This is a genomic window from Ralstonia pickettii (assembly GCF_001699815.1).
Taxonomy (GTDB): domain Bacteria; phylum Pseudomonadota; class Gammaproteobacteria; order Burkholderiales; family Burkholderiaceae; genus Ralstonia; species Ralstonia thomasii.
In genome coordinates this window covers 1-13601 of the sequence record NZ_MCGB01000035.1, presented here as the reverse complement: position 1 = coordinate 13601, position 13601 = coordinate 1, and the positions used below count along the sequence as shown (strand labels likewise).

The window sequence follows — 13601 nt, the reverse complement described above, 5'->3', positions numbered from 1 at the left end:
ACGGCATCACGTGCTCCGTGACCGATGGCTACGACTGCTACCAGAATGCCCTGGCCGAACGGGTCAACGGCATCCTCAAAGGGGAGTTGCTGCTCAAGCGCCCCGCCGACCTAGAGCAGGCCGCACGCATGGTGGCGCAGGCCGTGCATATCTACAACCACGAACGGCCTCATCTGGCCTTGAAATACAAAACGCCCGATGCGGTGCATCGGGCGCTCGGAGACTGAGCACAGTGTCAACCTATGGCAGGACTTGACAGCGGATGCCGTTACTGCATGCTGCCCGTGGCGTCGGAGCGGCGTTCGCGGCAGACGCGCTGGGCTTCACCCGCCAGCGAATCGCACTGGTTGGCGCGGCGCGACCAGAAGGCGCGGTCCGACGACGATTCCGCCGTCGCCATGCCCCTGCCATGGCGGTGCGTGACGTGCTTGTCGACCCACTTGTCGGTCTTCACATGCGCACGATGGACTTTCTGCTTGAGCGTGCCGGGCGTCGCTTTCGGTTGCGCACCAGTGGCCTTGTTGTGATAGCCGGGGTTGGCGGCAGCATCGGCGTTGCGCTGAACCTGGGTGCGCGGGCCCTCCATTGGGCTATCGACGCCCGTCACTGCGCTGTGGTCCTTCTGCTGGGCCTGCGCGGGCGCCGCGCCGATCCACGCACAGGCGGCCACGGCGATCGCGGCGGCCAGACTCGACATCTTGCGTGCTTGCATGCTCGTTCTCCTTGTTGCGAAACGGGGGGCGGCTTCATGGCACGCATGCCGCGTGCCACGACGTGCATCCCTAACGTCACAATAGGAAAGCGGCCACCCGGCAGACAGTCGGCGTTGACTGAACCGCCTGTCGGACAAACGCTGTCAAGACAACGCGGGATGCAGCGTTCAAGCGCGCATGAACAGCCAGACCGTCAGGATGATCCCGACGATGACGACGAAGCCGCGCAGCACCTTTTCCGGCAGCCGATGCAGCAGCCAGGCCCCAGCAAACCCGCCCGCGATGCCGCCGATGCCTAGCGCCACCACGGCCGCCCAGTTCACCTGCGGCGAGAACGCAAACACCGCCACGGCGGATGCATTCATCGTCATGGCGAGCACGTTCTTGGTCGCACCCGCCATGCGCACCTGCTGGCCGGCCACGGTGAGCGCCGCCAGCATCAGGAAGCCGATCCCACCGCCGAAGTAGCCGCCGTAAATGGCAATTGCAAACTGCGCGGTCGCCAGCGCGGTGGTCGACATGCCCGATGCTGCGTGCAGCGGTTTACGCCGGAAGCTGCCCCACGCAAACACGCTCGTTGCAAACAGCACGAGATATGGCACCAGCTTGGCGAAGAACGAAGGCGGTGTCGCCAGCAGCAACAGCGCGCCTAGCACGCCGCCCACCAGACTGATGACAATGAGCTGCTTGAGCGAGAGGTGATGCTCGCCGGCATCGACGCCGCCGGCCAGTTTGCGTCCGGCGATCGACGAGGTGATCTGGCTCGGGAATAGCGCGATCGTCGACGTCATGTTGGCGCCCAGCGGGTTGAGCCCCGCCAGCAGCAACGCCGGAAACGTGATGAACGACCCGCCGCCCGCGAGGGCATTTTGGGCGCCGGCATAGACGCCGGCTGCGGCGACGAGCAGGGCGGTGGAAAACGAAAGCGTGGTCATAAGCGGGGCGTGCTGGGCGGCTGGAATGACCGCGATGGTAATGGAACGCCCGCGCGCGTGCTCGTTAGCGCGGTGGGGTGCTGCCGCTGCGCCGGCGCAGCCGCCATTCGGCCAGCTCGAACGCGGCCTGCACGAGCAGCGCCAGCACTGCTGCGGGGATGGCGCCTGCGAGCAGCGTTGCGCTGTCGTTCAGCGCGAGCCCGGTCGCGATGCGCTCGCCATAGCCGCCGGCGCCGATGAACGCAGCGATGGTCGCCGTGCCCACACTGATGACCGCGGCGGTTTTGACGCCGGCGAGGATGACCGGCAGCGCCAGCGGCAGATCCACCACGCGGGTGCGTTGCGACGGCGTAAGTCCCAGCGCCAATGCCGCATCGCGCAGGCCGTCGGGTACCTGTTCCAGCCCAACGATGGTGTTGCGCACGATGGGCAACAGCGCATAGACCGCCAGCGCAATCAGGGCCGGTACGACGCCAATCGACCCGACGACGGGGATGAGCATCGCCAGCAGTGCCAGCGACGGAATTGTCTGCAGCACGCCCACGATCGCAAGGATCGGCTGCTTGATCGGGCGACGCGCGGCCACGAGGCCCAGCGGCACGCCCAGCAGCACGGCAACGCCGGTGGAAATGCCCACCAGCACGAGATGCCGTTGCGTGAGCCGCCCCAGGCCGTCCGTCAGCCGGGCGAAGAACGCGCGGGTCGGTGTGGCAGCCGGCGCGTTGCCATGCCCAGCGAGAAACCGCCGCGCCGCTTGCGAGAACGACTGGCCCTCGAGTTCGACCGCTGCATTCATTGCCACCATGTCGTCGCGCTGGATGTGCCCCGCGAGTGTGTTGATCGCCTGCCATTGCGCCGGATGCCGCTGCGCAACGTCGGCGCGGTAAAGCAACACGGCGTCATAGCGCGGGAAGACGTGCGCCGGGTCGTCGAGCACACGCAGATGTTCGCGGCGGATCTTGGCGTCAGTGGAGTAGATGTCGATCACGTCGACTTGGCTGGCGCGCAGCGCGTCGTAGGCAACGCCGTGGTCGAGGCCTGTCGGGGGCTGCGGCAGTTTGTAGCGCTGCACAATCGCCGGCCAGCCATCGGCGCGGCCGAGAAATTCGTGCGAGAGGCCAAGCCGCAGCGTCGGATGCGTGGCGAGGTCGGCCAGCGTGCGGATGTGTTCGCGCTCGGCATCGGCTTCGCGCATGGCCAGCGCGTAGGCGTCTTCAAAGCCGAGCGGCACGCCGGCCGCCAGGCCCATCGGCGCAAGGCCGCGGTTGACGTCGGCCAGCAGCGCGGCTTGATCGGGATTGGCTGCCTGGTCGGCGGGCAAGTGGAGGATTTCAGCGGCGATAGTGCCGAGGTAATCCGGATAGACGTCGATGCTGCCGTTCCTGAGCGCGGCAAAGACGATGGCGGTGTTGCCCAGGCCCGGTACGTGTTCGGCGGGGCCGCGCGGGTTTGCGGTCTGCGTGAGGATTTCGCCTAGCACGTAAGACTCGGTGAAGCGTTTTGAGCCGATCCGCAGTGGTTGTTCTGCGAAGGCCGATGCGCTGCTCGCCAGCCAGCCCAGCGCAAGCCATGCCAGCAAGCGCCACAGAAAGGGGCTACGGATCAGTCGCCGTGTATCCAAAGTTCGTTGAGGTCGGTCAGGCCCCAGTCGCGGGGTTCTTCTCGCGAGGCGATCTGGTCGCCGGTCTGCGCCAGGTCGATGAGTTCGGGGGCAATCCGCGTGCCCGACGATATCGAGAAGAATACCTTGACCGTGGGCGTGAGCAACGCGCCCGGCGCATGCTGCATGACCACAGCCAGCCGGCCCGAACGCAACCGGACCAGCGAGCCCACCGGATAGATGCCCACGCTTTTGACAAAGGCGTTGAACACCATCGGGTCGAAATGATTGCCGCGCCATTCGACCATGCGCTGCACGGCGTAGGCGGCTTCCCACGCCTTCTTGTACGGGCGGTCGGACGTCACCGCGTCGTACACATCGCAGATGGCGCCCATGCGTGCAAACAGCGAGATGCCTTCGCCGGCCAGCTTGTGCGGATAGCCGGTGCCGTCCATGCGCTCGTGGTGGTGCAGGCAGACGTCGAGTGCGATGTCGCGCATGCTGCTGTCGCCGGCCAGGATGTCGTGCCCGGCCTGCGGGTGGACGATCACGTGGCGGAATTCAGCGTCGGTCAGGGCGCCGGGCTTGTTCAACACCTCGGGCGGGATTGCGATCTTGCCGATGTCGTGCAGCAGCCCGGCCAGGCCGGCGTCGCGCACTTCGTCGTCTGACAGCCCCAGCTGACGGCCTAGCGACACCATGAGCGCGCACACAGCCACTGAATGCAAGAACGTGTAGCGGTCTTTCGCTTTCAGCCGCACGAGGCTGGTCAGCGCGCTGGGGTGTCGGTCGACCGAGCCGGAAATGGCTTCCACCAACGGCAGTGCGTCGCGCGCTTCGATCGTGCGGCCCATGCGTGCATCGGCAAACATGGCCTGCACGGCCACCTCGGCCTTGCTGATGAGCCGGGCGGCGCGGCGCATTTCTTCCGCATACGTGACGGGGCGCAGGGCGATGCCGGCGTCGGCGGCGCAGGCGGGCGGCGCCGGCACCTCGGGGGGGGCCGGAGGTGCTGCATTGGCGGCGGCCACGTCGGTGCCGCGCATGATGTCGATCCACACCTCACGCACTCCGCTGGTACGCAGGCGTTGCAATTGGGCAGCATCTTCCACGCGAAAACGGGCCCGCCAGAACGGGTGTTCCAGCCAGGAACCGACGAATTCGTCGAGGTACATGCCCACCCGCAGGTGTTCGATAGCGATGCGCTTGCGCATGTTGATGTTCAGAGATCGGCCGTGGCGGGGCACGTGATGGCGCAACGGGTCCAGGGGAAGGCTACCCGCCAACGAATGGATTCTCTTCTATCGGACGTGCGGCCGCGGCCTTGAGGGGGAAAAGTCCGGGCTCGCCATGTGAAGTCTGCGGGTGTAGGCGAAAAAAAGCGGCCAAAAGGCCGCCTAGGTAAGCCGGTGCCGGTGCCAACTGGGGCCCCCGGCGTCGGGGAGGGAGAGTGATACGGGTGATGCGGACAGCAGATCGACGACTTATTGGCCGTCGCTGAACGGGTCAGCCTTGCCGACCAGCGCGCCGTCGGTGTACGGATCCGCCTTGCGCAGGGCGCCATCGGTGTACGGGTCGGCCTTGCGCACGGCGCCGTCGGTGTAGACGTCGGCCTTGCGGGCGCCATCGGTGTAGGGGTCAGCCTTGGTCACGGCCTGGCCGTTGGTGTACGGGTCTTTGTTTTGCACGCCGGCAGCGAAGGCAGGAACAGCGGCAACAGCGATCAGCGAGGCGAGAATCAGGTTCTTGGTCTTCATGATGGACTCCACAACAGGGGGGGTGAGCATTGCCGCAGGGCAGTTTCGCTGCAGCGCGGTAACGCGATGGCATAAGCTTAGTCGTTGCCCAGAGGGTAAAAAAGTAGTTCTATTAAACTCTTTGTTCAAAAAAGAAGAACAATTTTGGCCCTTCAAGCGCGGCAACCTGCACATAAGTCATTGAAGTGAAATGAAAATGTGAGATGCGGGATAACCCTTAATGCGAAGGTCTGACGACTGGCGCGGCAAAAAATTCCTGTCTTGAGGCTCCCGATTGTTGCGTTGCATTACAGACAGCGGGATTCCCCTTCCCACAGCCCCCCATGTGGCGGCTAAACATTCGGCGTGGATGGTCGTTGATGCAGGTACGGGCGGCGTTTTCCGCCCCTTGTGCAGGAAGGTCATCATGTCCATCACCACCGCGTCCATCGCCCGTTTCGAGATTGACGGCGTCGCTTACCAGGCGAGGCTGTTTGCCATGCCGTTCCACGTGCCGGAAAACGGCCGCGTGCGCGCACATGCGATCGGGCGTCCGGACATGCCGTTCAGCGGTGTGCACGTGCTGGCCGGGTGGCTGAAAGAGCGCGTGTTGCCCGAAGGCGTGTGCCTGGTGATGGCCGATCGCCTGTTCTCGCACGGCGCGGTGGAGCAGTGGTCGGGCGCCGACGGCGCGCGTGCGGCCAAGGTGCTGTCGCAGGTCGCACTTGGCAGCAAGAGCAGCCATCGCCTGTGGCGCAACACCGTGGCGGGTGGTTTCCGCGACGAGACCGCGTTCTTCCTGGGCGCCGCCTTTGTGCAGACCGATGCCCCCGTCGACGACATCCGCCTGCTGGGTGACCTGATTCCGGCGGCTGAATGGTCCAGCGTGGCCGATGCCGCCTCGACCATGATGGGCCTGCACCTGTATCGCCCGGACGAGCCCGAAACGCTGGTCAGTTGCGCGCTGCTGGCACCGTCCTGGACGGAGGCCGCCGTGGAGCGCGCCGACGGCTACCGTGCACTCACGCTGCTGCATTCCTTTACCGAAGACGACGAGGTCATCCACGTCGACATCGAACTGCTGCCGCCGGGCCAGGTGGTGCTGCAGGTGGAGTCGTGCTCGACGCGCTTTTCTGCGCGCTTTGACCCGGCGCTCCTGGGCCGCGACATGACCGACGCATTGCTGCGCGACGCACTGGCCCTGCAACACGGCGATCCGGCCAGCCTCCACTAAGCTTGCAGGCGGCTCTCGCGTCAGGTGGGCGAGCATGGGCAGGGCGAATTGCAGGGCGCGCTGGCGAGCCTCGCCAGCGTGGCCGCCATGATTGGGCCGCCGGTGGCCACAGCCTTTTATGCGCTAACGGCGCCAGTGTGGTCCGGCGCGGTCTGGTTGATGGGCGCGCTGCTTAACGGCGTGCGCCTCGTGTTGCTGGTGGGCGACGCAGCCAAGCGCGCCGCACGGGCGTAGCACCGCTCACTTGACCGGCGCATTCCACGGATACGCCAGCCACGCATCAAAGCGCTTGGCGAACTCACCGCTCTCGGCGGTCTGCCGCAGCCACTGGTCGACAAAGTTCTTGAACACGACGTCGCGCGGGAGCAGGTAGGCCTTCTCGGAGAAATCGAACGGCGCTTCCGGATGCACGGCGCACAGTTCGGGGTGCAGCTTCTGCTGCAGCTTGGTTTCCACCGCGTCAGTCATCATCAGGTCTGCGCGGCCGGCGACGATCTCGTTGAAGATCGTCACGTTGTCCGGATACACGCGAATCTGCGCTTGCTTCAGATGCTCGCGCGCAAATTTTTCGTTGGTGCCGCCTGGGTTGACCACGGCCCGCACGTTCGGCTGGTCGATCTGCGCCAGCGTCTGATATTTCGACTGGTTCTCGCAACGCGTGATCGGCGTCTTGCCGTCGCGTTGATACGGAATCGAATAGAACGCCTTCTTCTGCCGCTCCAGCGTGACCGACACCCCGCTCATGGCGATGTCGTAGCGGTCAGCCGCAAAGTCCTGCATCAGCGTCGACCACGTGGTCGGCACGATTTCCAGCTTTACGCCGAGGGCTTTGGCCAGACGTTCGCCCATCTCGACGTCCAGGCCGATGAAGCGGCCATCGGCGGGGTTCTTGTAGGTAAAGGGCTTGTAGTCGCCAGTGGTGCCGACGCGCAGCGTGCCGCGCGCGATGATTTCGTCGAGTCGGTTGGTGGCTTGCGTGGTTTGCGCCAGGGCGGGTGCCGCGGCGCAGGCGCACAGCAGCAGGGCGCTCGTGCGGATGAAACGGTTGAACATGGAATGCCCTCCTGAGAAATCAAAAGGCGCGGCCGTCCGGTACCGGGGCCGACCGCGCCCACATCGACGCCGGCTTACTGGCCCGACGCCTTGCTCCATTGCAGCGCGTTCAGCACCGCCAGCGACATCGCCGTCACACCCGTCTTGATGGACGGTTCCGGCACGGGCGCGAACAGCGGCGAATGATTGGTCGGCAGCGGCTTGGCGCCCGGCTTGAGCGAGGCAAGGAACGTCTGCGGGTCGTTCACACCGATGAAGAAGAACATTGAGGGGATGCCCGCGTCAACAAACGCCGAGAAATCTTCGCTGGCCGTGATGGGCGGCACGCGCAGTACGCGCTCGTTGCCGAAGGCGGTCTTGAACATCGCCTCGGTGCGCGCGACCACGGTCGGGTCGTTGTTGACTGCCTTGCCGCCCTCGGTGATCTTGATATCGGCGTCCGGCGCGCCCGACATCTCGGTGACGGCCTTGGCCGTGCGGCGGATACCGTCAAGCATCTTCTGGCGCACCGCTGGCTTGTACGAGCGGATCGTGCCGCGCAGCAGCACGCTGTCCGGGATGATGTTCTCAGCACTGCCGCCCTGGATGGCCCCGATGCTCACCACGCCAAATTCCTGCGGATCCTTCTCGCGGCTGATCACGCTTTGCAGGTCGACCACGAAGCGCGCCGCCATCATCACGGGGTCGATGGTCTTGTCAGGCGCGGAGCCATGGCCGCCGCGGCCCTTGAACGTAATTTCCAGCCCGTCGGAGTTGGACGTGATCGGCCCGCTGTTGAAGACGATCGAACCGTACGGCCCCGGGCCCGTGTGCAGCGCAAACGCATAGTCGGGCTTGGGGAAGCGCTTGAAGAAGCCGTCGTCGATCATGCTCTGCGCGCCCGACACGGTTTCTTCGGCAGGCTGTGCGACGAACACCAGCGTCCCGTGCCAGCGGTCCTTGAGCGACACCAGCGTCTTCGCCGTGCCCACCCACGACGCCATGTGCAGGTCGTGCCCGCAGCTATGCGCCACGCCTACGTCTTCGCCGCGCCATTTGGTGTGGACGTTGCTCGCGTAGGGCAGGCCGGTTTTCTCCTCCATCGGCAGCGCGTCGAGTTCGGTGCGCACCAGGATCGTCGGGCCGGCCCCGTTGCGATAGACCGCCACCACGCCGGTCTTGCCGACGTGCTCTGTTACATCAAAGCCGATCTTGCGCATCTGCTCGGCCAACGTGGCCGCGGTGCGCGTTTCCTGGAACGCCAGCTCCGGATGCGCATGGATGTCTTTGTAGAGCAGATCGAGCTGACCGTATTCCGCATTGACCGCTGCATCCACCGCCGGTTTGATCTGCGCCACGTCGATCCCGCCGGCCGTGGCCGCCGCAGCCTGTGCGGGCGCGGCCGACGCGCCACCGGGGCTGAACGGAATCTGTGCGAATGCCGGCAAGGCTGCACCGGCCAGCAGCCAGGCGAGCGCAGTACGTTTCAACCGGATGGGTGGCGTGATCATGATGTCTCCTGTCGTTGTGGTGGCGCCAACAAAGTCGTTGCTTGGTCAATCGATTCGATTATGCAACGTGATTCAGAGCATGTGCACCCGGGGGCATCCCCAAGTCGGTCCTTGCGGGTCAGACGGCAAACGGAAACGCGCGCTCAGGGATGAGCGTCACGCTTGGCACTCGATAGGCGCTTTCCTAGACTGGGTCAGGTGTGCTGTTTCAGTGAATCGAACATCGAAACGCGGATGAATCCGACGACGTCCTGTCTACAGCTAGCGTTTCGCGATGCCCCGCCCGGGGAGACGGCGATTCGTGCGGCGCTGGAAGCCGCGCAGCGGGTGCTTGAACGCAGTGGTGTGTCGCCGCGCGAAGCGTTCGCGGCCTACCAAGCCTTCGCCAGCGGGGCGGGGAGCCCCGACACGCTCGCGCTGACGTTCGCCCGAGCGGAAGCCGAGGCCATGGATACATTGGCCGCGCACGGCTACACCCGCTACGGTTCGGTCAGCCTGGCTGCGCTCTAAGCGCCTGCGGTGGCCGCGCGTTTGCGTTTCAGACTTCTGCTGTCTTTCCGCCCAGCCGCCGTGCCGTCTCGGACACATGGCGATGGATGCGCGCGAGGAAATCGATCTCGGCAGCGCGCGTCGGCGAATGTCCCAGCGCCTGCGAGAGATGCGTCGCCACGAACGACGACTGCGGCGCGAGCATGCTGATCAGCCGCAGCAACTCGCGGCGCGCCTGACTGGCGTCGTAGCCAAGGTGATCGGCAACGGCGAGCAGCGCGTCCTGATCGATGGCGTCATAGCGGGCTTGTGCGTCCGGCGACAGTTCATCGGCATTCCATTCGTTAGCGTAGACCGCTGCGCAGAACAGGTGATCGTGCGCCGCGAGGCGGATGCCATCCGCACCGATGTGGAAATGCAGTGTGCCGGCCGAGGCGTTGCGCCCGCCAATCAACAGGCAGAACACCATCCAGCGGAACAGCGCGGCCGTCGCGCAAGCCGGGTCCGCGCACAGGCTTGCACATTGCGCGACCTGCTCGACGGTGATCGGCAGGAAGCGGTGCTTGGGGGAGAGCCCCAGCAATTGCACCGCCGAGACGACATAGCGCGCCTGCACCAGCGCGGTGTCGTCGCTCTTGCAGCGCAGGGTGCGATCAAGGCGCTGCACCACGGCGGCGGTTTCCGGAAACTGCCGCAGGCCGATGAACGGTGTGTCCAGCCCGATACTGCGGCCCAACAGCGTGGCCCAGCAGTGGTTGATGGTGGCGTACGGAAGGTGCGCGCCTTCGCCCAGATCCAACCGGACGAAGTGGCTCGATTGCGCGGCATTGGCCGGCGCGGAAAACCGCCCTAGCCACATCGACACGGGCAGGCCATTCGAAGCCAGGAAGGGCAGGCTGATTTCTTCGGACGCGGTGGCTGCATCGGCGCCGTAGCGCGCGCGAGGTTCGGCCACGCGCAGCGGCGTGCTGCGGGGCGGGCGCCCGACGGTCTGCTGGAACTGCAGCACGAGATCGCGCTCGGACAGCCCGTCGGCGCGGCCGCTGCAGGGTTTGAGGCCGATGGGCACCAGCGCCAGCGGGCCATCCAGATGCGGCGCCGCTTGCGCGAAATGTTCCAGCGCGGCGGCGGCAGCCTTGGGCGTGTTGCGTGCCGGTTCGGGCAGCAGGTATTCAAAGAAGTTGCGTACCGGCTGGGCTTTTGCCGTGTCGGCGATATTGCCGGCGGTGCGCGGCAGGTGCGGACTCAGATCAAAGCCCTGCGACGAAGCCTGCCAGCGTGCATCGTATTCGAACGCCCAACCGCTGCGGCCGCACGATAGCTGACCGATCAGATGCTTGTTCAGGTAGACGTCCAGCATGCGCGTATCCAACATATTTGATGGAGCGTGCGTAGTCGGCTGTGCAGCGGAGAATCCGCCGGCAATTGGGAATTTTGGCTGCTTTGCAGCAAATATGCCATTCCCTCGCACGCCCCTCATCGACCGAGGGCGAGCATAACAAAGAAAATCTGCACAACGCGCGGAGATACCCGAATTTGATGATGCAATTTTCTCAAATCGGATTATCGGATCGTTAAGATCGAGTGCGCTTTGGTCGATGTTTCAGGTGTCTACTTCAGTTTTGCAGATTTTTTAAATCTAGCTGGAGAGTCAATGTTGGCGCCATTGAATAAATTTCAGGGGCGTCGCTACGATAGTGTATTCATTACAAATCGGCATTTTATCGCGGCGATGCCAACACTTTGTCGCGCTGCGCCAATCGGCGAAAAGTCCTTCGCTATGTCAGGGCAAAGATGGCATAACCGCATTGCGCATGGATTCAACTGCGGATTTTAAGCGCCGGCTTCAAGCGGTTTCTGATCGGTCAGGAGCGCGCCCCGGCCAACCGGGGCACGACGAACTGGGCCCATTCAGCGGCCGGAACGCAACAGCGGATCCTTCTCGTTTGCTGTGGTCGCTGCATTTGCAGGGGCCTTTTTTCCCGGAGCGAACACGCCGGTCGAGAGCGACGCGCCGAGCAGGATGACGGCGCAGCCGATCACCATGTTGAGCGTCAGTTGCTCGCCCAGGAACAGGATGCCCCACAGCACGCCAAACACCGGGATCAGGAAGGTGACCGATACCGCGCGCGTCGGCCCCACGTGCGCGACGAGTCGGAAGAAGAGGATGTAAGCCACGCCCGTGCATGCGATACCCAGTGCAATGACGTGCAGCCACACGCTGCCGGTGGGCGTTTGCGCGGGCCACAGCCAGTAGGCCAGCGGTGCGAGCACGATGGCGGCGCCCAATTGGCTGCCGGTTGCCACGGCCAGCGGCGGCACGCCGGTCAGGAAGCGCTTGGTGTAGCTGCTGGCCACGCCGTACAGCACGGTGGCGGACAGCGCCGCGGCCACCGCCACGCCGCCTTGTTTTGCGTCGATGACAGACGACCCGCCCACCAGCACGATGACGCCGATGAAGCCGATCGCCAATCCCAGCACGCGCAGCGACGACATCCGCTCACCGAGCCACGTGAACGCAACGATGGCCGCAAACAACGGGGCCGCCGCATTGAGCACCGAGGTGAAGCCCGCCGTGAGCGTGAGTTCGGCATAGGCGAACAGGCAGAACGGGATGGCCGAGTTCAGCACGCCCACGGCCAGCAGATGCGGCCAGTGCGTGCGCAGCGCGCCCATGCCGCCGCGCAAGGTGAGCATTGGGACGAGGAAGCACGAGGCAATCGCCACTCGCAGCGCGATGAGCGCAACGGGCCCAAAGGGCGGCGCTGCCACGCGCATGAACAGGAAGGAGCCGCCCCATAGGGCAGCCAGCGTGAGGAGTTCGAGCACATCGGAGCGGCGCATGAAGAGGTCTCGTTATCGTTGTGGGGTGGTGTGCGCGCATTGTCCGCGCGATTTGCGTTTTATGCAGGCAGCAGTGCCAGCGTGCTCTGGCGATCGTCGTCGGGCATGGGCAGGCGTTGTCCAACCTGCGCGGGATGTCCTTCGAGCCGGAGCAGCGCGGCCTTGCGCGGCAACCCGCCGGCATAGCCCGTGAGCGCACCGTCGGCGCCGACCACGCGGTGGCACGGGATGGCGATCGAGATCGGGTTGCGGCCCACGGCGGTGCCCACCGCGCGCGCATGTTCGCGTGTGAGCCCGAGGCGCGCCGTGATCTGGCCGTAGGTGGTGCGATTGCCGAACGCGATGTCGCACAGCAGGCGCCAGACGTCTTGCTGGAACGGTGTGCCGTCGGGCGCCATCGGCAGATCGAAGTCGTGCAGCTTGCCGGCAAAGTACGCGGTGAACTGCGCCTGCGCCTCGCGGATGACCGGGACGTCTGCGCCCGGCGACATGCGCGCGGTGTTCACGGGAATCGTCTTCTGGCCGGGAAAGAACGCGCCGGTCAGGTGGGTGTCGGTGGCGGTCAACAGCAGATCACCGAGGGGGCAGGCAAAGATGTGGCGGTACATGGCGGTCGATTCGTCAATGCGACGCAGGCTGGGTCAGCGCATCCTCGCGATGCCAGAGATGCATGGCGGCGTAAGCGCGCCACGGGGCCCACGGTTTGGCGCGCTCGACCATGGCACGGCGAGTAGGCAGCGCGCCGTCTCCGTCTGCAAGGCGTTTGCGCAGGACGTAATCGCCCAGCGGGAATGCGTTCGGCCAGCCCAGTGCGCGCATGGCGATGTATTGCGCTGTCCATTCGCCGACACCGGGCAGCGCTTGCAAGGCGGCCAGCGTGGGGGCGAGCGGCACCAGTGGTTCAAGCCGCAGGCTTCCGCCGTCGATGGCGCGGGCGAGTTCGATGACGGTAGCAGCGCGGCTGGCTTGCAGACCGGTTTGCGCGGACAGCGCCTGGGCATCGCTGTTCGCCAGTGCAGCCCCGCTCGGAAATGCTGTGGTCAGCCCTTCGCTCGGTTGCGGCAGCGGCACGCCGTACACGGCAGTCATGCGTCCGAGAATGCGCCGGGCCTGCGCCAGCGAAATGACCTGCCCGGCGATGGCGCGCACGGCAATCTCGAAGCCGTCCACGGCGCCCGGCACGCGCAGGCCGGGCGTCTCGGCAGCAAGCGTGCCGAGGTGCGCATCGACTAGAGCGTGTTATGCACTTTCCGTCGGTGCTGCAGTCGAAGCGTGATGGAGAAACGCAGACCGTATCCGAGCGACGTGAGTGACGAAGAATGGAGCTTCGCGGCGCCGTATTTGACGTTGATGAACCAAGACGCGCCGCAGAGGCGATATGAATTGCGAGAGCTGTTCAACGCGCTGCGTTGGCTGGCACGCGCGGGGGCCGCATGGCGCATGCTGCCGACGAACTTTCCGCCCTGGGAGGCTGTGTACCAGCAGACGCAACGCTGGCTGCGAGGGG

Annotated in this window: 14 protein-coding genes and 2 pseudogenes; 5 read left to right on the top strand and 11 right to left on the bottom strand. The window is 65.3% G+C overall.

Annotated elements, in window-relative coordinates:
- Window positions 1–215: pseudogene (locus tag BEK68_RS06240) on the top strand (integrase core domain-containing protein); the annotation flags it as partial.
- Between the two features lie 53 nt (window positions 216–268).
- Here the strand turns inward: BEK68_RS06240 and BEK68_RS06235 are convergent.
- From BEK68_RS06235 to BEK68_RS06215, 5 genes are all read right to left on the bottom strand, one after another.
- Window positions 269–712, bottom strand: coding sequence for a hypothetical protein (locus tag BEK68_RS06235; RefSeq protein ID WP_012436291.1), 444 nt, complete (start codon window positions 710–712; stop codon window positions 269–271).
- Window positions 713–880: 168 nt separating this feature from the next.
- Window positions 881–1648, bottom strand: a complete 768-nt coding sequence (locus tag BEK68_RS06230) for a sulfite exporter TauE/SafE family protein (protein ID WP_004631854.1) — start codon at window positions 1646–1648, stop codon at window positions 881–883.
- A gap of 64 nt (window positions 1649–1712) precedes the next feature.
- Window positions 1713–3269 carry a glycine betaine ABC transporter substrate-binding protein gene (locus tag BEK68_RS06225; RefSeq protein ID WP_024542258.1) on the bottom strand — a complete coding sequence of 519 codons (1557 nt, stop codon included), beginning with the start codon at window positions 3267–3269 and terminating at the stop codon, window positions 1713–1715.
- Window positions 3251–4462 (bottom strand): HD-GYP domain-containing protein, encoded by a 1212-nt coding sequence (locus BEK68_RS06220; protein WP_004631858.1) that lies wholly within the window; start codon window positions 4460–4462, stop codon window positions 3251–3253. Before BEK68_RS06220 ends, BEK68_RS06225 begins: the two co-directional genes overlap by 19 nt.
- Before the next feature lie 270 nt (window positions 4463–4732).
- Window positions 4733–5005 (bottom strand): hypothetical protein, encoded by a 273-nt coding sequence (locus BEK68_RS06215; protein WP_004631860.1) that lies wholly within the window; start codon window positions 5003–5005, stop codon window positions 4733–4735.
- Between the two features lie 406 nt (window positions 5006–5411).
- Here BEK68_RS06215 and BEK68_RS06210 point away from each other — a divergent pair, with 406 nt between their 5' ends.
- Both BEK68_RS06210 and BEK68_RS06205 read left to right on the top strand, forming a co-directional pair.
- Window positions 5412–6218: a hypothetical protein gene (locus tag BEK68_RS06210; RefSeq protein ID WP_004631862.1), complete on the top strand. Its 807-nt coding sequence runs from the start codon at window positions 5412–5414 to the stop codon at window positions 6216–6218.
- A gap of 24 nt (window positions 6219–6242) precedes the next feature.
- On the top strand, window positions 6243–6452 hold the full coding sequence (locus BEK68_RS06205) for a TetA prtoein (protein WP_012436289.1): 210 nt from the start codon (window positions 6243–6245) through the stop codon (window positions 6450–6452).
- Between the two features lie 6 nt (window positions 6453–6458).
- Here the strand turns inward: BEK68_RS06205 and BEK68_RS06200 are convergent, their stop codons facing one another.
- Window positions 6459–7271 (bottom strand): transporter substrate-binding domain-containing protein, encoded by an 813-nt coding sequence (locus BEK68_RS06200; RefSeq protein ID WP_012436288.1) that lies wholly within the window; start codon window positions 7269–7271, stop codon window positions 6459–6461.
- A gap of 74 nt (window positions 7272–7345) precedes the next feature.
- On the bottom strand, window positions 7346–8761 hold the full coding sequence (locus BEK68_RS06195) for a M20 family metallopeptidase (protein WP_012436287.1): 1416 nt from the start codon (window positions 8759–8761) through the stop codon (window positions 7346–7348).
- Window positions 8762–8995: 234 nt separating this feature from the next.
- On the opposite strand from BEK68_RS06195, the gene BEK68_RS06190 reads away from it, so the two are divergent.
- Window positions 8996–9271, top strand: a complete 276-nt coding sequence (locus BEK68_RS06190; protein WP_009277411.1) for a hypothetical protein — start codon at window positions 8996–8998, stop codon at window positions 9269–9271.
- Window positions 9272–9299: 28 nt separating this feature from the next.
- On the opposite strand, the gene BEK68_RS06185 is transcribed toward BEK68_RS06190, so the two are convergent.
- The 4 genes and pseudogenes from BEK68_RS06185 to BEK68_RS06170 all read right to left on the bottom strand — a co-directional run.
- Window positions 9300–10610 (bottom strand): HipA N-terminal domain-containing protein, encoded by a 1311-nt coding sequence (locus BEK68_RS06185; protein ID WP_012436286.1) that lies wholly within the window; start codon window positions 10608–10610, stop codon window positions 9300–9302.
- 551 nt (window positions 10611–11161) lie between these two features.
- The gene (locus BEK68_RS06180) at window positions 11162–12094 is read right to left on the bottom strand and encodes a DMT family transporter (protein WP_012436285.1); all 933 of its coding nucleotides are present in this window, start codon (window positions 12092–12094) and stop codon (window positions 11162–11164) included.
- 59 nt (window positions 12095–12153) lie between these two features.
- On the bottom strand, window positions 12154–12702 hold the full coding sequence (locus BEK68_RS06175) for a methylated-DNA--[protein]-cysteine S-methyltransferase (RefSeq protein WP_012436284.1): 549 nt from the start codon (window positions 12700–12702) through the stop codon (window positions 12154–12156).
- Window positions 12703–12715: 13 nt separating this feature from the next.
- A pseudogene (locus tag BEK68_RS06170) lies at window positions 12716–13327 on the bottom strand (DNA-3-methyladenine glycosylase family protein); the annotation flags it as partial.
- Window positions 13328–13369: 42 nt separating this feature from the next.
- On the opposite strand from BEK68_RS06170, the gene BEK68_RS06165 reads away from it, so the two are divergent.
- A partial coding sequence (locus tag BEK68_RS06165) for a transposase (protein WP_139111342.1) occupies window positions 13370–13601 on the top strand: 232 nt, incomplete at its 3' end.